The 19631-nt window shown below is 75.0% G+C and carries 19 protein-coding genes; 6 read left to right on the top strand and 13 right to left on the bottom strand.

Translation table 11 applies throughout. The features are described from left to right. Window positions 1–28 precede the first annotated feature (28 nt). Entirely contained in the window at window positions 29–385 is a 357-nt protein-coding gene (locus TK50_RS10090) for a DUF3099 domain-containing protein (protein WP_043962505.1), read from the bottom strand. A 125-nt stretch (window positions 386–510) separates the two neighbouring features. On the opposite strand from TK50_RS10090, the gene TK50_RS10085 reads away from it, so the two are divergent. Continuing rightward, a complete protein-coding gene (locus tag TK50_RS10085) occupies window positions 511–825 on the top strand; it encodes a hypothetical protein (protein ID WP_228986787.1) in 315 nt (104 codons plus the stop codon). A gap of 12 nt (window positions 826–837) precedes the next feature. Continuing rightward, window positions 838–1149 (top strand): hypothetical protein, encoded by a 312-nt coding sequence (locus tag TK50_RS10080; RefSeq protein ID WP_043964213.1) that lies wholly within the window; start codon window positions 838–840, stop codon window positions 1147–1149. A gap of 93 nt (window positions 1150–1242) precedes the next feature. On the opposite strand, the gene TK50_RS10075 is transcribed toward TK50_RS10080, so the two are convergent. Further along, complete coding sequence (locus TK50_RS10075) at window positions 1243–2448, bottom strand: low temperature requirement protein A (protein WP_043962504.1); 1206 nt, start codon at window positions 2446–2448, stop codon at window positions 1243–1245. A 57-nt stretch (window positions 2449–2505) separates the two neighbouring features. Further along, window positions 2506–3090, bottom strand: coding sequence for an HhH-GPD-type base excision DNA repair protein (locus TK50_RS10070; RefSeq protein ID WP_043962503.1), 585 nt, complete (start codon window positions 3088–3090; stop codon window positions 2506–2508). A 140-nt stretch (window positions 3091–3230) separates the two neighbouring features. Between TK50_RS10070 and TK50_RS10065 the strand changes: the two genes are divergently transcribed. Together TK50_RS10065 and dtd are read left to right on the top strand one after the other, a co-directional pair. Next, a complete protein-coding gene (locus TK50_RS10065; protein WP_063838562.1) occupies window positions 3231–4715 on the top strand; it encodes a DUF7782 domain-containing protein in 1485 nt (494 codons plus the stop codon). 55 nt (window positions 4716–4770) lie between these two features. Then, window positions 4771–5193, top strand: coding sequence for a D-aminoacyl-tRNA deacylase (gene dtd / locus TK50_RS10060; protein ID WP_043962502.1), 423 nt, complete (start codon window positions 4771–4773; stop codon window positions 5191–5193). A gap of 86 nt (window positions 5194–5279) precedes the next feature. On the opposite strand, the gene TK50_RS10055 is transcribed toward dtd, so the two are convergent. Then, complete coding sequence (locus tag TK50_RS10055; protein WP_043964209.1) at window positions 5280–6068, bottom strand: sporulation protein; 789 nt, start codon at window positions 6066–6068, stop codon at window positions 5280–5282. A gap of 239 nt (window positions 6069–6307) precedes the next feature. Here TK50_RS10055 and sigB point away from each other — a divergent pair, with 239 nt between their 5' ends. Then, a complete protein-coding gene (gene sigB, locus TK50_RS10050; RefSeq protein WP_043962501.1) occupies window positions 6308–7324 on the top strand; it encodes an RNA polymerase sigma factor SigB in 1017 nt (338 codons plus the stop codon). Window positions 7325–7387: 63 nt separating this feature from the next. On the opposite strand, the gene TK50_RS10045 is transcribed toward sigB, so the two are convergent. The 3 genes from TK50_RS10045 to TK50_RS10035 form a co-directional block, all read right to left on the bottom strand. Beyond that, window positions 7388–9946, bottom strand: coding sequence for a bifunctional acetate--CoA ligase family protein/GNAT family N-acetyltransferase (locus TK50_RS10045; protein WP_043962500.1), 2559 nt, complete (start codon window positions 9944–9946; stop codon window positions 7388–7390). 30 nt (window positions 9947–9976) lie between these two features. Beyond that, a complete protein-coding gene (locus TK50_RS10040) occupies window positions 9977–11158 on the bottom strand; it encodes an acetoin utilization protein AcuC (protein ID WP_043962499.1) in 1182 nt (393 codons plus the stop codon). A 99-nt stretch (window positions 11159–11257) separates the two neighbouring features. Next, window positions 11258–12106, bottom strand: coding sequence for a sulfurtransferase (locus TK50_RS10035; protein ID WP_043962498.1), 849 nt, complete (start codon window positions 12104–12106; stop codon window positions 11258–11260). A gap of 156 nt (window positions 12107–12262) precedes the next feature. Between TK50_RS10035 and TK50_RS10030 the strand changes: the two genes are divergently transcribed. After that, the gene (locus TK50_RS10030; RefSeq protein WP_043962497.1) at window positions 12263–12946 is read left to right on the top strand and encodes an iron-dependent transcriptional repressor DtxR; all 684 of its coding nucleotides are present in this window, start codon (window positions 12263–12265) and stop codon (window positions 12944–12946) included. 33 nt (window positions 12947–12979) lie between these two features. Here the strand turns inward: TK50_RS10030 and TK50_RS10025 are convergent, their stop codons facing one another. The 6 genes from TK50_RS10025 to TK50_RS35705 form a co-directional block, all read right to left on the bottom strand. Continuing rightward, entirely contained in the window at window positions 12980–13531 is a 552-nt protein-coding gene (locus TK50_RS10025) for a hypothetical protein (RefSeq protein ID WP_043962495.1), read from the bottom strand. A 146-nt stretch (window positions 13532–13677) separates the two neighbouring features. Next, window positions 13678–13920, bottom strand: a complete 243-nt coding sequence (locus TK50_RS10020; RefSeq protein ID WP_043962494.1) for a DUF5522 domain-containing protein — start codon at window positions 13918–13920, stop codon at window positions 13678–13680. A gap of 79 nt (window positions 13921–13999) precedes the next feature. After that, the gene (locus TK50_RS10015) at window positions 14000–14680 is read right to left on the bottom strand and encodes a class I SAM-dependent DNA methyltransferase (RefSeq protein WP_043962493.1); all 681 of its coding nucleotides are present in this window, start codon (window positions 14678–14680) and stop codon (window positions 14000–14002) included. A gap of 97 nt (window positions 14681–14777) precedes the next feature. Further along, window positions 14778–16226: an alpha/beta fold hydrolase gene (locus TK50_RS10010; protein WP_043962492.1), complete on the bottom strand. Its 1449-nt coding sequence runs from the start codon at window positions 16224–16226 to the stop codon at window positions 14778–14780. 77 nt (window positions 16227–16303) lie between these two features. Next, complete coding sequence (locus TK50_RS10005) at window positions 16304–17257, bottom strand: DUF2332 domain-containing protein (protein WP_043962491.1); 954 nt, start codon at window positions 17255–17257, stop codon at window positions 16304–16306. A gap of 124 nt (window positions 17258–17381) precedes the next feature. Then, a complete protein-coding gene (locus tag TK50_RS35705) occupies window positions 17382–19598 on the bottom strand; it encodes a TSCPD domain-containing protein (RefSeq protein WP_422119939.1) in 2217 nt (738 codons plus the stop codon). Window positions 19599–19631 lie beyond the last annotated feature (33 nt).

The raw sequence follows: 19631 nt of genomic DNA, 5'->3' as shown, positions 1-19631 counted from the left end.
CGGCCCTCGGCAAACCGGGCCGCGCCGGTCAGGGCTCGGCGTCGATGACCTTGTGCGGGCGCTCCTCGGCGGCCAGGCTCATCGGCGGGGCCGGGTCGGTGCGCCGGGGCTGGAAGCGGTTGGCCAGCCGGTGCTTCTCCTTCGGCGGCCGGTCGTTGGCCAGCAGCACCGCCAGCCACGGGATGAGCACCATCCCGAGGCCGCACAGCGGCAGCCAGAGCCAGAGCATGGGCGCCTGCGCGCCGACCAGGATCGCGCCGACGATCACGCAGGCCACCCGGACGCCCATCATCACGACGTAGCGGCGCTGCCGGCTGGTGAGCTGGTCGTCCTGGCTGCGGGCCGCGTCGGTGATCAGGATCGGCTGGTACGCCTGACGCTTCACCACGAACCTCCAAGAGGGATCGCCCCCATCCTGTCACCCCGGGGCGTTGATCGGTTCGTCGCGGGGCGTTGATCAGCGAAATCGACTCGTTCCGGCTCGTGTTACGCCCGTGGTACGCTCCGCTCGTGGGCAGCCGGTTCAGCTTCACCGACGAGGCGTTGGCCAACCTGCGGGTCTACGACGTCACGCCCGGGGAGGTCTGGGAGGCGCTGCACAGCCCGCGGCGGGTCATCCGGCACCTGGGCGACGACGTGATGGTCGTCTACGCCGCCGCCCGCCACGGCAGGCGGCTGGCCGTGCTGCTCGCCGAGGCCGACGGCGCCGACAACGACTGGGACGTACTCTCCGCCCGGGAGCTGACCGACGCCGAGGCCAAGCGCTACGACGAGGCCGTCCGCCGGTTTCCCGACGACGACGCCGGCCGCAGATTCCGCCGATGAGGAGGCGTGGCGATGAACCGTAACGACGCAACCAAGCAGTTCCACGGCGGTGGCGACCCGCTGGCCGAGTTGATCGACACCGGCGCGCCCGTGGAGCTGCCCACCCCCGACACCGACGTGCCGATGGTCAGCCGCTCGGTGCGGCTGCCGCTGGAGACGTACGAGCGGGTGCGGGCCGCCGCCGACGCCCGGGGCATCGGGGTGACCACGCTGATGCGGCAGTGGATCGAGGCCGGCCTGGCCGAGCTGGACGACTCGGCGACGGTGTCCCTCGCCGACGTGCGGCGGGCCCTCGCCGCCCTCTCCCGGCCCACCGCGGCCTGAGCCCCGGGCCGCAACTGCGCCTGAGCCCCGGGCCGCAACCGCCTGGACCCAGGGCCGCCCCGAGGCGACCCCCGGATGGCGGCAGGCGGGCCGCTACAGCGGCGATGCGGGGCGCTCGGCCGGGCGTCCCCACGATCGCGCCGCGTCGCTCACGGCGATCGCCGCCAGCACGGCGGCCGCCGACGCGAGCGCAACCATCGGCGACATGCGCAGCGCCAGCGGGGCCAGCGCGGCCAGCACCAGCACCCCGGCCAGCCGGGAGCGGGAGACCCGGCCGAAGATCTCGTACTCGAAGCGTGCACGGGCGGCCAGGAACAGCGTGGGGCCGCCCATGACGAAGACTGCCCACGTCGACTCCATCCGGGCGAAGGGATGGTCGATGACCAGCTCGTAGCCGACGGCCGTGAGCAGCACGCCGGCCACGATCACCAGGTGGGTCCAGCTCGCCGACTCGCCCAGCAGCCCCGGCGACCGGGCCACCCGGATCGCCTCGGCCAGCAGGTGCCCGGCCCGGTGGAAGTAGATCCGCCAGAACAGCGCCGTGACCAGGAACGAGAGGGCGAACGCCCCGAACCTGGCGGCGGAGAACTCGCTCATGCTGAACGTGAACCCGATGATGAGGATCGTCTCGCCGAGGGCGATCAGGAAGATCTGCTGGTACCGCTCCGCCAGGTGCTCGCCCATCACGGCCCAGCCGGAGACCCGCGTCGGCCCGAGGCGCGGCACCGGCCAGCCGAGCGCCAACCCCGTGTAGTCCCAGGCCACCGCGACGGTCCAGAACACCGCCCGGAGGGCCTGCTGCGGCACCAGGGCACCGGCGAGCCAGGGCACCGCGCCGAGCGTCAACCAGGCCAGGATGCGCACCGTCACCGTCCGGCGGGGATGCCGACGCAGCGCCACGGTGATCAGCAGCGGCCGGCCGATCTGCACCGCCAGGTACGCGCAGGCGAAGGTCAGCGCCCGCTCGGCGAAGGCCCGGGGCAGGGCGACGGCCATCACCATGCTGCCGAACATCGTGGCCACCACGACGAACTGGATGATCCCGCGCTCCGGCTCGTAGCGGCTGGTCACCCAGGCCGTGAGCGTCCAGACCAGCCAGAGCGCGAGGAACAGCAGCAGGGTCTGTGCGACCTCGCTCCACACGTCCCGGCCGGGGGACGCCACGTCGTCGATGATCCGCTGCGACACCCGGGTCAGCGCGAAGACGAACACCAGGTCGAAGAAGAGCTCCAGGAAGCTGGCCCGGGGCGAGCTCACCGCGCCCCGCAGCAGCGCCGCGCCCCGCTGATCCTCCGTCATCGCCCACCCGTCGCCGACGCCCGACGGGCTCAACGAGCCCGAGCGGCGCGGGTTGCGTCAGCCCTTCGCGGCCTTCGCCTCCGCCTTCATCCGCTGCTTGTACTCGCGTACGCGGCGCAGCGAGTCCGCGTCGGCCACGTCGGCCACCGACCGGTACGCGTCGGCGTCGCCGTAGCCGCCGGCCGCCTCCCGCCAGCCGGCCGGGGTGACGCCGTACCGCTTGCCGAGCAGCGCGACGAGGATCTGCGCCTTCTGCCGGCCGAACCCGGGCAGCTCGGTGATCCGGCGCAGCAGTTCCCGCCCGTCGGCGACGTCGGCCCAGAGCCGGGCGGCGTCGCCGTCGTACCGGTCGACCAGCACCCGGCACACCTCCTGCGTCCGGGCGGCCATCGCCTTCGGGAACCGGTGCAGGGCGGGCGGCTCGGCGAAGACCGCCACCAGCGCGTCCGGGTCGTAACCGGCCAGCCCGCGGGCGTCCGGCTCGTGCCCGAGGCGCTGGGTCAGCACGTACGGCGAGGAGAACGCCTTCTCCATCGGGATCTGCTGGTCGAGCGTCATTCCCAGCAGCAGGGCCAGCGGGCTGCGCTCCAGCAGCCGGTTGGCCTCGGGGTCGATGGGCAGCGAGAACGTCATGCGGTCCATCCTGCCCGCCCGCCGCCCGGGGACGACGCCGACTCCCCGACACCGGTTCCCGGCGCGGGCGGCCCGGCCGGTCCCGCCCGGCGGTCGGATTTCGGGGCGGCGGTGCCGATGCGCGCCGCCCCGGCAGGCAGGATGGCGACGTGGACGAACACGACATGCTGCTCTCCCCCGCCGGCGTCGAGGCGCTCCGGACGGCGCTCGCCCGCGCCGCGTACACCTCGAACGGCATCGCCGACCGGCTCGGACCGCAGGCCACCGGCGGGATCGCCCGCAACGACTTCCGGGCGGCCCTGCGCGCCACCGCCGACCTCGACCCGCTGGCCACCCTCATCCGGGTGTTCATCTGCGACCAGACCGAGCCGGAGGCCGCGGTGGCCGCCGCGCTCGCCCCGCTGACCGTGGCCGAGGCGCTGGCCGGGGGCCTGGTCGAGCGGCACGGCGACGGGCTGCGCGCGGGCCTCGACCTGGAGCCGTACGCCGACGACTGGTGGGTCCTCGCCGACCTGCCGGTCAGCTCCCGGCCGGGCCGGCCGCTGCACTCCGAGCACGTGCTCGGCATCGGCGGGGCGACCCAGACGCTGATCGGGGCGGCCGTGCGCCGGCCGGTGGAGACCGCGCTCGACCTGGGCACCGGCTCCGGGGTGCAGGCGCTGCACCTGGCCACCCACGCCCGCCGGGTCACCGCCACCGACGTCTCCGAGCGGGCTTTGCGCTTCGCCGCCACCACCGCCGCGCTCAACGGCCAGGACTGGGAGCTGCTGCGCGGGGACCTGGTCGCCCCGGTCGCCGGGCGCCGGTTCGACCTGGTGGTCAGCAACCCGCCGTTCGTGGTCGGCCCCGGCACCACCACCCACGTGTACCGGGACTCGGGCCGGGTCGGCGACGCGATCGGCGCGGAGCTGGCCGCCGCCGCACCAGGGCTGCTCACCGAGGGCGGCACCATGCAGTACCTGGCGAACTGGGTGCACGTCACCGGGGAGGACTGGGGCGAGCGGGTGGCCGGCTGGTTCGCCGGCACCGGCCTGGACGCCTGGGTCATCCAGCGGGAGGTCGCCGACCCGATGGCGTACGTCAACCTGTGGCTGACCGACGTCGGGGAGGCCGCCGACCCGCACCGGGCGGCGGCCTGGCTCGACTGGTTCGACGCGCACAAGGTGGAGGCGATCGGCTTCGGCATCGTCTCGCTGCGTCGCGCCGGCCACGCCGACCCGGTGGTGCGGGTGGAGGACCTGCGGCAGCGGGTGGAGCCGCCGCTGGGCGGCCAGATCGCCGCCTGGTTCGACCGCCAGGACTGGCTCCGGGCGCACGGCGCCGACGGGCTGCTCGACGCGCGCTACCGGGCCGCCGAGGGGCTCCAGCTGCGGCAGGAGGCGACCATGGGCGACGAGGGCTGGGCGGTGGACCGGCAGGTCCTGGCGATGCCGCACGGGCTGCGCTGGACGGAGGAGATCGACCCGCTGGTGCTGGCCCTGGTCGGCGGCGCGGACGGCCGGCTGCCGATGCGCGACCAGCTCGCCCTGCTCGCCGCCGCGCACGACGTGACGCCGCAGGAGCTGGCGGAGGCGGCCGGCCCGATCGTGGCGCACCTGGTGGAGCGCGGCATCGTCGAGCCGGTGACCGACTGATGCGGGCGCTGAGACCCACGCGGATGCCGGCGGCGGCGACACAGGCGGTGCTCTGATGCGGGCGGTCGTGCAGACCGTCGGCCGGGCCAGCGTCACGGTCGACGGGGAGGTAGTCGGCGCGGTCACCGACGGGCTGCTGGTGCTGCTCGGGGTGACCCACACCGACACCGGGGAGACCGCCTGCACCATGGCCCGCAAGATCCACGAGCTGCGCATCCTGGACGACGAGCGCAGTGCGGCGGACACCGGTGCGGGCATCCTGGTGGTCAGCCAGTTCACCCTCTACGGCGACGCCCGCAAGGGCCGGCGGCCGAGCTGGACCGCCGCCGCCCCCGCCGAGGTGGCCGAACCCCTGGTCGAGGCGGTCGTGGCGGCGCTGCGCGAGCGCGGCGCCCCGGTGCAGACGGGCCGCTTCCGCACCCACATGCTGGTGGAAAGCGTCAACGTAGGCCCCCGAACCCTCCTCCTGGACCTCTGACCCCACGCCTGGTGATCAAGAGGTTTGCGTCAGCCGCCGCCCGGAACCTGACGCAAACCTCTTGATCACCACAAAGGTCCCCGGGGTCAGAAGAAGAGGCCGCGGCGCTGGATGGACTGGCGCAGCCAGCCGTCGAGCTGGGCGGCCCAGTCGGTGTTGTGCACCGTGGCGTGGTCGACCGTGAACCGGCCGAAGGCGTCCCGCCCCTCGGTGAACACGCCGCCCCGCTTGTCGATCTCCAGCACCACCTGCACCTGCTGCGGGTCGGTGACGAAGGTGACCTCCAGCTGGTTGATCGCCTGGGCGTACTGGGGGGCCGGGTAGAACTCGATCTCCTGGTAGAACGGCAGGTGCTGGCGTACCCCGTAGATGTGGCCCCGCTCGACGTCGGCGCGGGCGAACCGGAAGCCCAGCCGCAGCAGCGCCTCCAGCAGCGCCTCCTGGGCCGGCAGCGGGTGCACCGCCACCGCGTCCAGGTCGCCCTTGTCGACCGCCCGCGCCACCTCCAGCTCCGTACGCAGCCCCATCGTCATCCCGTGCAGGTGCTGCCCGTACAGCTCGGTGAGCGGGGTCTCCCAGGGCACGTCGAAGCGGAACGGTACGTCGTAGCGCTGCCCCGGCTCCAGCCGGAACGCCCCCGTCACCTGGCGGCGGTGGAACTCCTGGGTGGTTTCGTACTCGCTGTCGCCGCTCTCCACCTCGACCCGGGTGACCAGGCCCAGCGCGACGTAGTCGATGTCGACCGCGTGCTCGCCGCCCGCCACGTGCACGACGCCCTCCAACTGACCGCCCGGACGGCAGTTCGGATTGCTCAGCACCGTCTCCACCGACGGACCGCCCACACCCATCGCCTGCATGAGCCGCTTGAAGACCACGACGCCCTCCACCCTCTCGAAGATCGGCCGACGAGCCGCCGACCTGCTGATTCGGCCCGAACGACCGACTGCCGGCACGGTAGCCGGGCCTGGCAAGGTCAGGGGTCCGCCACACCCCTATCCGCTGTCGGTTCCCCGATCGCCTCACTCCCGTTTCACGTCCCGCTTGCCAGAGTGTGAGTCACCGGCACCACTGGGCCGGCAACGCGGCACCGACGTGGACACGGGGAGAGACAGAGATGGTCCTTCAGATGATCGAGAACCAGATCGGCCCGGCCGTCACCACCGACGCCGAGGCTGCCGCCGACACCCTGACCGACCTGGACGCCACCGACGAGCGCGGCGTCTCCACGGACCTGGTCCGGGCCTACCTCAACGGCATCGGGCGCACCAAGCTGCTCACCGCCGAGCAGGAGGTGGTGCTCGCCAAGCGGATCGAGGCCGGGCTGTTCGCCGAGGAGAAGCTGGCCACCTGCACGCCGGTGTCGACGGAGCTGCGCGCCGACCTGGAGATCGTCGTCGCCGAGGGGCGCACGGCCAAGGACCACCTGCTGGAGGCCAACCTCCGCCTCGTCGTCAGCATCGCCAAGCGGTACACCGGCCGGGGCATGGCGTTCCTCGACCTCATCCAGGAGGGCAACCTCGGCCTGATCCGGGCGGTCGAGAAGTTCGACTACACCAAGGGCTTCAAGTTCTCCACGTACGCGACCTGGTGGATCCGGCAGGCGATCACCCGGGCGATGGCCGACCAGGCCCGCACCATCCGCATCCCGGTGCACATGGTCGAGCAGGTCAACCGGATGGTCCGGGCCCGCCGCGAGCTGGCCGTCACGCTGGGTCGCGAGCCCACCGTGGCCGAGGTCGCCCGGGCCATGGACGTCCCCGAGTTCCAGGTCATCGAGCTGATCTCGTACGACCGGGAGCCGGTCAGCCTCGACCAGGCCGTCGGCGAGGACGGCGAGAGCGCCCTCGGCGACTTCGTCGCCGCCGTCGACCCGGCCGCCGAGCCCGGCGCTGCCGCCGCCGACGGCGAGCTGCGCAACGAGGTGCAGATCGTGCTGGCCACCCTGTCCCAGCGGGAGCAGGCGGTGATCCGCCTCCGCTTCGGCCTGGACGACGGCCGGCAGCGCACCCTCGACGAGGTGGGCAAGGAGTTCGGCCTGTCCCGGGAGCGGATCCGGCAGATCGAGAAGGTCACGCTGCTCAAGCTGCGCGCCCCGGAGCGGGCGCAGCGACTGGAGGCGTACGCCTGCTGAGCGGCACACGTAAGGAGGGGCCCCGGCGGTTCGCCGGGGCCCCTCGCGTGTGCGGCGCGTGCCTCACAGGCGGCGGGGGCCCGTGTCGGGGCGGGCGCCCGCCGTGCCCACGCCCACCGTGGCGTGCAGCACCGAGATGCCGTCCGGGCGGGCCAGCACCGGGTTGAGGGTGAGCGAACGCACCCGGGGCTGCTCGTCGGCGAGCCGCCCCACCCGCAGCAGCAGTTCCGCCAGGGCGGCCCGGTCCACCGGCGCGGCCCCCCGGTGCCCGCGCAGCAGCGGCGCGGCCCGGGGCGCGTCCACCAGCTCGGCGGCGTCGGCGTCGGTCAGCGGCACCGCCCGCCACGCCCGGTCGCCGAGCAGCTCGGTGGCGACGCCGCCGAGGCCGAACCCGACCACCGGCCCGAACGCCGGATCCTCCACCAGCTCCACCACGCACGGCACGCCGGGCGGGACCATCGCCTGCACCAGGACGTCCGCGCCGAAGACCGCCGACATCTCCGCGTACGCCCGGCGCACCGCCGCCGCGTCGGCCAGGTCGAGCCGGACCGCGCCGAGGTCGAGGCGGTGCCGCAGCCCGGGGGCGGCGGCCTTCAACGCCACCGGGCAGCCGAGCGCCCCGGCGGCGGCGACCGCCTCGTCGGCCGACCCGGCGCGCACCGACGGCACCACGTCGATCCCGTACGCGCCCAGCAGCCCCGCCGGGTCGGCCCCGTCGGCGCGCAGCGCGGCGGACGCGGCGGCGGGGTCGATCCGGGGCAGCTCGGGCAGCGCGCCGGGCGGCCGGCGCAGCCAGTCGGCGTACGCGGCGACCCGGGCCAGGGCCCGCACCGCCTCCTCCACGCTCGGATACGCCGGCACCCCCGCCGGCACGCGGCCGGCGAGGAAGGTCGCGACCACCGGCTTGCCGGCGTCGGACACGCCGGGCAGGGCGGCGGCGAAGTCGGCCTCGGTGTCGGTGAGCTGGCCGGGCAGCGGCGGGGCGAAGACCGCGACGAGGGCGTCCACGCCGTCGTCGGCGGCGGCCGCGCCGAGCGCGGCGGCGAACTCGGCCGCCCCGGCGCGGGGGCCCACGTCGGACGGGTAGCCGGCGGCCACCGTCAGGCCCTGGGCGGCGCAGGCGGTGGCGGCCAGCCCGGTCAGCGCCGAGGAGTTGCCGACCACGGCGACCCGCCGCCCGGCGGGCCGGGGCTGGTGGGCCAGCAGCACGCCGACGTCGAGCAGCTCGGCGACCGTGTCGACCCGGATCACCCCGGACTGGGCGAACAGGGCGCCGACCGCGACCGCGTCGGGGCCGGGCGCGTCGCCGCCCAGGCCGGGCGGGCGGGCCGGGGACGCCAGCGCCACCACCGGCTTGTCCCGGCCGATCCGCCGGGCCAGCCGGGCGAACTTGCGCGGGTTGCCGAACGTCTCCAGGTACAACATGATCACGTCGGTGCCGGGGTCGTCCTGCCAGTATTGGAGCAGGTCGTTGCCGGAAACATCGGCCCGGTTGCCGGCCGAGACGAAGCTGGACAGGCCCAGGCCGCGCCGGGCCGCCTCGGCCAGCAGCGCCACCCCGAACGCGCCGGACTGGCTGAAGATGCCCACCCGGCCGGGGGCCGGCAGCGCGGGGGCGAGGGTCGCGTTGAGGCGTACCTGATCGGCGGTGTTGGCCACGCCGAGACAGTTCGGGCCGACGACCCGCATGCCGGCGGCGTGCGCGGCGCGGACCAGGGCCCGCTGGGCCGCCGCGCCGCCCGCGCCGGCCTCGGCGAAGCCGGCCGAGATCACCACCAGGCCGTGCGCGCCGGCCGCCGCCGCGTCGGCCACCACCGCGCCCACCGCCTCCGGGGCCACCGCGACGACCGCCAGGTCGATCGGGTGGCCGGCGTCGACCGCCGACGGGTACGCGGGCAGCCCCGCCACCGTCGCCGCGCCCGGGTGCACCGGCACGACCGGCCCCGGGTAACCGCCGTCGCGCAGGTGCCCGAGCAGGGCCGCGCCGACGCCCTGCCCGGTGGCGCTCGCCCCGTAGACGGCGACGCCCCGGGGGGCCAGCAGCCGGGCGATGGAACGGGCCTCGGTCCGGTGCTCCCGGCCCCGCTGCACGGCGAGTGTCGCCTCGGTGGGTGCGATCGGGAAGCTCAGGTGCACCACGCCGTCGGCGTACTGGCGTTGGACCTGGTAGCCGAAGTCGGCGAAGACCCGCAGCATCGCCCCGTTGGCCGGGAGCACCTCGGCGACGAAGCGCACGATCCCGGCCCGCCGGGCCGCGTCGGCCAGGTGCTCCAGCAGCACCGAGCCGATGCCCCGCCCCTGGTGGGCGTCCTCCACCACGAACGCCACCTCGGCCTCGGGTGCCTGCGGGCCGAGCCGCTCGTAGCGGCCCACGGCGACGATCCGCCCGGCGGCGAGCACCACGAACGCCTCCCGGTCGCGGTGGTCGACGTGGACGAACCGGTTCAGGTCCCGCTCCGGGATGCGCGGGTACGGCGAGAAGTAGCGCAGGTAGCGGGTGCGCTCGGAGAAGCGGGCGTGCATCGCCACGATCCCCGACGCGTCGTCCGGGCGGATCGGGCGCAGCCCGACGGTGCTGCCGTCGCGCAGCAGCACGTCCACCGGCTGGTCGACTGTGGTCACCCGTCCCGGCCTCCTCCCCAGGTCGCCGGCTCAGTCCCGAGGGTCGTGCGGGTCGAGACCGAGCAGGGGGAACACCGCCTTGCGGGTCGCCGCGATGGCCCGGTCCACCGAGCTCGGCTCGCCGGTCGGCTGCCACGGCGCGAACGCGGGGTCGGCGTCGTCGGTCATCCGCAGCGGCACCTCCCGGCCGGGGCGGCGGGCGGCGGCCAGAGCACGCCAGCCGGGCGGGGTGAGCGTCGCCGGGTCGATCGGGTCGCCGGTCGCCACCGCGAGCAGATGGGTCCAGGCGCGGGGCACCACCTCGACGAGGGCGTACCCGCCGCCGCCGGTGGCCACCCAACGGCCCTCGCACAGCTCGTCGGCCAACGCCCGCAACGCCAGGTAGGTGGCGCGCTGTCCGTCGACGCTCAGGTGCAGGTCGGCGAGGGGGTCGAGCCGGTGCCCGTCGGCCCCGCACTGGGTGACCAGGAGCTGCGGCCGGAACGCCCGCAGCACCGACGGCACGACCGCGTGGAACGCGCGCAGCCAGCCGGCGTCGTCGACGCCGGGCGGCAGCGGCACGTTCACGGCGGTGCCCTGTGCCCCCGGCCCGCCCGTCTCGTCGGGGAAGCCGGTGCCGGGGAACAGTGCGAGCGGGGTCTCGTGCAGGCTGACGGTGAGCACCCGGGGGTCGTCCCAGAAGACGGCCTGCACGCCGTCGCCGTGGTGCACGTCCACGTCGACGTACGCGATCCGCTGCGCGCCGAGGTCGAGCAGGCGGGCGATGGCCACCGCCGGGTCGTTGTAGACGCAGAACCCGGCGGCGCGGGCCGGCATCGCGTGGTGCAGCCCACCGGCCACGTTGACCGCCCGCCGGGCCTCACCCCGCCACACCGCCTCGGCGGCGGCCACCGTGGCACCGGCGACCAGCGCGCTGGACTCGTGCATCCCGTCGAAGACCGGATTGTCCGACGTGCCCAGCCCGAACCCGGCGAACAGCGGATCGCGGGGGGCGACCCGGACCGCGTCGAGGTAGCGCGGGTCGTGCACCCGGGTCAGCAGGGCGTCGTCGGCCGGCTCGGGCCGGACCAGCCGCACCCCGGGCCGGCCCAGGACGCCCAGCTCCCCGGCGAGCGCGACGGTCAACTCGACCCGCACCGGGTCGAGCGGATGGTCACCCATGTCGTAGGCGAGCAGGGACTCGTCCCACACCACCACCGTGTCCTCGGACATGGGGTCATCGTCGCACGGGTCACCGACGCCGCCCACCGCACGCGCTGCTCCGGTGACCGGTGTCGCCCCGGTCGCCGGGCTCGGCCCGGTGCCGGACGCTCAGCCGCCGGTGGCGACGGGACGGGACGGGTCGGCCACCCAGTTGCTCCACGATCCGACGTAGAGGGCGGCGTCCGGGCGGCCCGCCAGGTGCAGGGCGAGCACGGCCTGCGCGGCGGTCACCCCGGACCCGCAGTACGCCCCCACGGGCGCGGCGTCGGCGACCCCGGCGGCGGCGAACCGCTCCCGCAGCGCACCGCTCGACGGGAAGCGGCCGTCCGGGCCGACGTACTCCCCGGCGGGAAGGTTCACCGCGCCCGGCACGTGCCCGGCGACCGGGTCGACCGGCTCGTGCTCGCCCCGGTAGCGGGCCGCGGCCCGCACGTCGAGCAGCGTCCCGTCGCCGGTGGCGGCCAACGCGGCGGCCGCGTCGGCGTCGAGCACCGGCAGCCCGCCCGGACGGACGGTCACGTCCCCGGGGGCAGGCGTGGGCACGTCGGTCGACACGGGCAGGCCGGCGGCCACCCAGGCCGGGAAGCCGCCGTGCAGCACCCGGACCGGCTGGTGCCCGGCCCAGCGCAGCGTCCACCAGGCCCGTGCCGCGCCGAGGCCGTCACCGCCGTCGTACACGACGACGGGGTGACCGGCGCGGACCCCGGCGGCCCGCAGCGCGGCCTGGAGGACGGCGGGGTCGGGCAGCGGATGCCGGCCGGCCGCGCCCGGCGGCCCGCACAGCGCGGCGTCGAGGTCGACGAAGACCGCGCCGGGCAGGTGACCGGCGGCGTGGTCGTCGCGGCCGGGCGGCCCGGCGAGCCGCCACCGGACGTCGAGCAGGGCGGGCGGGTCGGCGGAGTCGAGCTCCGCCGCGAGCCGGTCGGCCTCGACCAGCAGCTCCTCGGTACCGGACATGGCGTCCAGTCAACACCATCCGGGCGGTCACCTCGCGATTCGGCGGCGGGCGATGTCCGGCGGCCGGGGTACCATCGACCTCCGGGAGGTCGCCGACGTGAAGCACCTGGTCGACACGAGTGGGCGCGGAACTGCCTCCGCCGAGAGGGGGAATCGATGCGCCACGATCTAGTGGACACGACCGAGATGTACCTACGCACCATCCTCGAACTCGAGGAGGAGGGCGTCCCGCCGCTGCGCGCCCGGATCGCCGAACGGCTGCGGCAGAGCGGTCCCACCGTCAGCCAGACCGTCGCCCGGATGGAACGCGACGGGCTGCTCACCGTCGAGGGCGACCGGCACCTCGCGCTGACCCCGCTGGGCCGCGCGTCCGCCGTGTCCGTGATGCGCAAGCACCGGCTCGCCGAGCTGCTGCTGGTCAACGTCATCGGGATGCCCTACGAGGAGGCCCACGAGGAGGCCTGCCGGTGGGAGCACGTGATGAGCGACGCGGTGGAGAAGCGGGTGTACGACCTGCTCAACCGCCCCACCCGCTCCCCGTACGGCAACCCGATCCCGGGCCTGGAGGAGCTGGGCACCCCCGAGCAGCCGACCGACCGCAGCGACGGCGAACGCAACCTGGCGTTCCCCGGGCTCACCGGCACGGTGGTCGTGCGGCGGATCTGCGAGAGCGTGCAGACCGACGCCGACGTGCTGCGCCAACTGCACGCCGCCGGGGTCGACCCGGGCGCGACGGTCACCGTGGCCCAGGAGCGCGACGGCGTCTCCATCGACCGCTCCGGCGACCGGGTCCGGCTGCCCCGCGAGGTCGCCTCCCGGGTCTTCGTCGCCGCCCACTGACCTGACGCCGACACCCGGGCCCGGCGGCGGGCTTCACAGGGCCCGGGTGTCGACCGTTCCCGCCAGCGCGACCAGCTTCCCGGCCACCTCCTCGGCGGCGGCGCGCTCGGTGCCCTTCGGCAGCGTCCAGCGCAGCACGGCCAGCCGGTCCTCGGCGGCCAGCCAGCCCACCTCGGCGACCGGCCCCTGCCCCTTCGTCGCCGCCCCGGTCCGCCGGTAGGCGACCTGACCCAGCCGGCTGACCTTCCGGGCCCCGGTGGGCTGCACATCGGCCGTGAAGTCGGCCACGTCGATCGACGTGTCGGTGACGGTGAGGGCCAGCTCCGGCAGCAGCGCCCGCTTCGCGCGCAGCACGCAGGTGCGGGTGTCGTCGCGCGCGCTGGCCGCCGCCACGTCGAACCGCTCCCCGGTGTGCTCCTCGACCACGGCGAAGTCGAGCAGCCGGCAGGCGCCGCCGGAGGACGCCGCCGGGACGTCGACCGCGACCGGCGCACCGCGCGGCACCGCCACCGGCTCCGCCGCCTCCGCCCCGCACCCCGTCACCAGCAGCGCCGACACGCCCGCCAGGCAGATCCAACCGCGCACGCCAACCTCCGCGCCTCCCGGCGGTTCCCGCCGATGTCCGCCCGACACCGTACGGGTTGTCCGCCTCGGGCGAAAGCCCACGGTCGGCGGTGCTCCGCCGCGGCCGAGAGCCCGGCGGCGGCGGCGAGCCGCCCGGGGCCGGCGGCTCAGTCGGCCACGTACGGACAGTGTCGGCAGCCTCGCCCGCAGCAGGTGCCCCGGCGGGCCAGGAAGCCTGCGGTGAGCACGAACAGGCCGGTCTCCGGATCGGGATAGCCGGCCTGCCCCGCCGCGAGGGCGGCGGCGTGCGCGGCGAGGATCCGCCCCCGGTGCGGATGGTCCGGCGGCAGCCGCGACGGGTGCGGCTCGGTCAACGGCCGGTCCGCCAACGGCACCCGCTCTCCACCCACCGCCGCAGTGTAAGGAAGGGCCCCTTCCTGACGCCCCTCGGCGCCCAACCGCCGCGCCCGCCGCGCGGCCCGCCGCCGCCTACGCCGGGTCGGCGTCGTGGGGCCGACGGGCCAGCAGGTACGCCTGGGGGCCGCGCTCGTAGTCCTCCGGCTCCCGGACCAGGCGGGCGTGCACGGCGAACCCGGCGGCGGCGAGCTGCGCGGCGATCCGGTCCGGCGGCAGCCAGTGCACGTCGTAGGAGACCGTGTGGCCGTACGCCTGCTCCAGGCGGATCCGCCGGTCGCCGGCCTTGAAGGCGAGCAGCAGCTCGCCGCCCGGGGCGAGCACCCGGTGGAACTCCGCGAAGACGGCCGGCAGCGCCGCCGGCGGCAGGTGGATGATCGAGTACCAGGCGACGAGGCCGGCGAGGCCGCCGTCGGGCAGCGGCAGGGCGGTCATCGAGGCGACGGCGAAGCGCAGCCCCGGCCAGGACTCGCGGGCCACGGCGACCATCCCCGGCGACAGGTCGAGGCCGGCGACGTCCAGCCCGAGGCCGCGCAGGTGAGCGGTGACCCGGCCGGTGCCGCAGCCGACCTCCACGACCGGCCCGGACGCGGCCGCCCGGGTGGTCCCACCACCGCCCACCAGCTCGGCGAAGGTGGCCAGCAGGGCACGCTCCAACGGCTTACGCGCCAGCTCGCCGTGGACCAGCCGGGCGTAGTCGACGGCCACCTCGTCGTACGCGGCGCGGGTTTCCCGCAGCCAGTTCGGTTCCCCCATGACGGGCGACCCTAGCCGCCGCCGGACACGACGCGCCGCCCGAGTGCCGCGCGCCGAGGCGGGCCGGGTCGGGAGGTCGGCGTCGGCGGGCGGCGCCTCAGCGGGGAACGCCCTCCGTCTCCGCGCGTACCCGGGTCATCAGCTCGACGAACGGGCCGGGCCGCTGGAACAGCGACCGGTGCCCGGCGCCGGGGATGACGACGTGCTCCTTGCGGGGGGCCTGGAGCTGGGCATACCACTGGTCGAGCAGGCGCAGCCGCCCCGGCACCTCGTGCTCACCGTCCACGAGGTACGTCGGGACGTCGAGCCGCCGGACCTCGGCGCGAAAGTCCAGGCCCTGCAGGCGCGGGTAGAGCGCGTCCCAACCGTCGATGAAGCCGGGGAGCAGGTGCGCCTTCTCCAGCAGCGGGTATTCCGGCACGCCGAGGTTCTCCACCACCCCGCCGGCCCCCTCGCTGTTGCCGGAGCGGTCGAAGTCGAACGCCGCCGGCTCGTTGGTCAGCAGCGGCTCGTACGCCCAGATGTCCTCATAGGGCGGCGGACCCTGCGCGCTCATCCGGTCGGCGAGGTCGGCCCGGCCCGTGCGCCGGGCCCAGGCAACCGTGTCGGCGTGCTGGCTGGCGTCGGCCTCGCGCAGGCTGACCACCTGGCCGACGCCGACGTAGGAGGCGAACAGCTCCGGCCGACGCTGCACGGCGAGCAGCCCGGGGATGGTGCCGCCCGAGTGGGCGAGCAGGTGCACCCGGTCGCGGCCGAAGCGCCGCCGCAGGTGTTCGGCGACGGCGACGAGATCGGCCACCTCGCCGTCGAGGGTCGGCGCGGGCGGGAAGGCCGACCAGGACTTCGGCGCGCCGGCCCGGTCCCAGGTGGCGACCACGAAGTGCCGCTCCAGGTCGGCCAGGTGGCGGCGCACCGAGCCGATCTCCGACCCGCCGGGCGGGCCGGGCACCACGAGCAGCACCGGCGCGGCCGGCTCCACGCCCCGGATCAACAGACCGAGGTCGCGGCCGGCGGTGGTCACGGTGGTCAGCTCGGCGATCCCACCGGGGATCGGGTCGGTGCGGGCCGGCACCGCCACGCCGACCGTGACCAGCGCGAGCACCGCGGCGAGCACCCCCACCGCGCCGCGACCGGCCCAGCGCAGCACCGGCCCCCGGCCCTCGCCACCGACCGACCGGCGGGCGATCCCGGCACCGTACGCGGCACCGACGAGCAGCGGCAGCAGGGAGAGCGTGCCGTGCACCCCGCGCCCGGTGAGGAGCACGACGACGCCGAAACCGCTCAGGTGCGGCCGGTCGACGCTCGGCCCGCGCAGCCGGATCCGGGCCAGCTCGACCGCCACCGCGTACGCAACGGGGGCGGCGACCATCGCCCACCGGGACCGGCTCAGCCAGCCGGCGGCCAGCCCGACGGCGAGACTGACGCCGATCGAGACCAGCGCCGGGCCCTCGGCCCCGGGGCCACGCGGGGTCCACCACCCCGCCACCAGCCCCCAGAGCACGGGAAGCGGCACCGCGAGGAGCACACGGACGACCGGTCTGACCACGACGACCTCCCCCGCCAGGCACGCCCGGAGGCCCCAGCGTAGTGGGGAGCACCGCTCTGCGTGACCCCGCGCGGGGGTCACGCGAACCAGGTGACCGCCTGACCGTGCGGCCTCGTCCAGGCCAGCGGCGTGCCGTCCAGCGTGAGCACGTTGTGCAGCGTCCCGTCCGGTGGCTCCGGCAGCGCGTCGTGCCCCAGCACTTCCGGGGTCTCGTTCGCGAGCCAGTGGCCGGGCAGCGTGCGTACCAGATCGGCGAAGGCCGCCCGGCGCGGAGCCGGCACCAGGTAGAGCACGCTGGTGTGGAACACCACCAGGGTCGCGCCGGCGGGTGCCCGCGCGGCCAGCGCCGGCAGGTCGTCGACGAGGTCGCCGCGCACGAGCAGCGGCGGGTCGGCCGCCGCGACGGCCGACGCGGCCCGCAGCCGGGCGCGGCGGTAGGTGTGCTCGGGCCAGACGAGGGCGTCGAGCCAGGCGACGTCGGCGGGGTCGGTCACGTCGAGGGGGTTCAGGTCCAGCCCGGCCCGCCACGCCACCACGGGCCGACGGTTCGGCGGCGCGGCACCGGTGAGCGCGCAGTCGAGAACGGGCTCCCCGGAGCCGACCCGGTGGTCGCCGTAGCGGTAGGCGTACCGGTCGGGATAGAGGCACAGCCCCGCCGACGCGCCGACCTCCAGCAGCGCGAGAGGCTGCGGCAGCGCGGCCAGCACCGGCAGGAGCGCCGCGCACCGGCCGGCCTCGTTGGTCTGGGTCGCGCGGGTACGCAGCTGCGCCGCGACCTCCGGCCAGTGTGCCGCCGCGAACTCGCCGAACGCGGCCGGGTCCTCGACGGGCCCGCCGAGCAGCCGGACGACGGCGAACAGCAGGTTGGGCTGCCGCTTGGCCTCCGGCACCGTGCCGAGCAGCGCGTGCAGGCGACCGTCGCGGGCGACGGAGCGGGCCAGCCGCTCGTACGCGGGCGACACCCCGCGCGCCTCGCGGTCGGCGAACTCGACATAGCTGGCGGCGATCGCCGCATCCACACCTGTCGTCATCGACGAAGGCTAGCCGCTCTGCGGGGGTGTGCCAGGGGTGTCCTTCGCCACCGCAGGCGTTGACATCCTTACCAACAGGTCGGGCCCGGGCGCTGACGCGCCCGGGCCCGACCCGTTGCCGTACTCAGCTGCAGCCGCTGGTCGACCCGCAGCCCTCGCAGACGTAGCAGCTGCCCGCCGGGCGCATCTTCGTGCCGCAGGTGAAGCAGAGCGGCGCGTCGGCGGCCTTGCCGATCACGGCCTCCAGCAGCTCCGTGCTGGAGCCCACCGACGGGGCCGGCTTCGCGGCGGCGACGTCGGCCAGCTCCTGCGCCGGCTGGGCGACCGCACCGACCGTGGCCTGCTGGCCCGGCCCGGCCTTGGTCTCCGGCGACTCGACCGGCGCGGAGGCCGCCATCGCGGTGAGGTCCGCACCGCTGACCGTCGCGCTCTCCGCCTCCGCCTCGGCCCGCAGCTGGGCGGCCCGCTCCTTGGCGGTGAAGATGCCCAGCTCGGCGCGGCGCTCGTACGGCAGGAAGTCCAGGGCCAGGCGACGGAAGATGTAGTCCATCACCGAGGCGGCCATCCGCACGTCCGGGTCGTCGGTCATGCCGGCCGGCTCGAAGCGCATGTTGGTGAACTTGCTGACGTACGTCTCCAGCGGGACGCCGTACTGCAGGCCGATGGAGATGGCCACCGAGAAGGCGTCCATCACGCCGGCCAGGGTCGAGCCCTGCTTCGACATCTTCAGGAAGACCTCGCCGAGGCCGTCGTCCGGGTACGACGAGGCGGTGAGGTACCCCTCCGCGCCGCCGACGGAGAAGCTGACGGTCTCCGAGGGACGCTTCTTCGGCAGCCGCTTGCGCACCGGGCGGTACTCGACGACCTTCTCCACGACCTTCTCGACGGCCTTCTCCGCCTCGGCCGGGGCCTCGACCGACGCGGTCGCCTTGTTGGGCTTGGCCACCGACAGCGGCTGGCCGACCTTGCAGTTGTCCCGGTAGATCGCCAGCGCCTTCAGGCCGAGCTTCCAGCCCTCGAAGTAGATCTTCTCGACGTCCTCGACGGTCGCCTGCTCCGGCATGTTGACCGTGTTGTGGTTCATGATGCCGTTCGCCACGAAGGCGTGGGTCTCCGGCACCGAAAGGTCGAACACCTCCCGCTCACCAGCATCCACGACGGAGTCGACGGGCGAGAAGTGCAGGTTGCCGTCCAGCACCTGGCGCAGCCACCCCGGCAGCACCACCCCGTCGAGGGAGGCCACCCGCTCCACCGTACGGCGGGTGACGTGCGTGGTGCGCTCGTCGAGGAGGAACGCGAAGCTCGAACGGTCACCGCGAACGCCGCCCCGGCCCGGCTTTCCCGCCGGAATCAGGTTGTAGAGTTCCCGCCCGGTGATGCCGGGCACGACATCCGCCGTCCCCGTGCCGTAGGACTGGGCGAGGTAATGAGCGGCAGCAGCGGCCTTCTCCGGCTCCAGGAACGGCACCATGCTCACCAGGAGCTGCCCCTGGTAGCCGGCGGCGTAGACCTCGTCGTACGACTTGCCGTACTCGGAGTTGAACTTGCTCACCCGGCCGTGCACGACACCGAGGTTGGTCAACACGGCCTGCAGGTCGTCCAGCAGGGCCGGGCTGTCCAGACAGATCGCCCACTTCGGCGCGGTGGCCGTCGTCACGTATGCGTCGAGCGCGAGGCCGCGCAGGAAGGCCAGCACCATGTCGCGAGGGGAGCGCAGCACCGCGTCGGGGATCCGCTTCTCGGAGGCTCGCGAGCCACAGCCGAGCTCCGTCATGAACTCCACGACGGTCTTGGATGACAGGACCACCGCCGGGCACTTGCCAGGCTGCCGGTCGATCCGGGCGGTCAGCCCGAACACCGACTGCCAGGCTGCCTGGATCCGCTCCAGCACCGAGTCGACCGAGTTGGTGATGGTGATCGTCCAGTTGCTGCGGCTGGTGTGCCCCTCGGCGGCGTACGCGCCGAGGAGGAGCGCCAGCTCCTCCGTCATCTCCTGCGGCAGCGTCACCGAACGCTGGTTCCCGTAGGACCGCGAGGTCACCACGTCGCGCAGGCTCGCCGGGACGGACGACCACAGGTCGGCACCGTACTGGGTGGCGACGTGGTCACCCGGCTGGAGTTCGCCCAGCGTCTTCCAGACCAGTCCACCCTCACCAGCGGTGAGCAGCCGGTGTGGATAGGTACCGGTCACCGAGTGCCCTGAGCGGAGCGTGGCCGTCCGCACCGGACGTACCCCGCCGTAGTAGAACGCGTCGGTCTTGCGGTCACCGTCCAGGGAGGAGATCTTGAGGAACTCCGCCCGGAACGTGTCCTCCGCCTCACCCTGGTAGAGGCTGCCCATTCGGACAAGCCCGTCCCCGGAGGCCACCAGGGT

Origin of the sequence: Micromonospora haikouensis (assembly GCF_000876225.1) — a bacterium.
GTDB lineage: Bacteria > Actinomycetota > Actinomycetes > Mycobacteriales > Micromonosporaceae > Micromonospora > Micromonospora haikouensis.
This window is presented reverse-complemented; position numbering and strand designations above follow the sequence as displayed.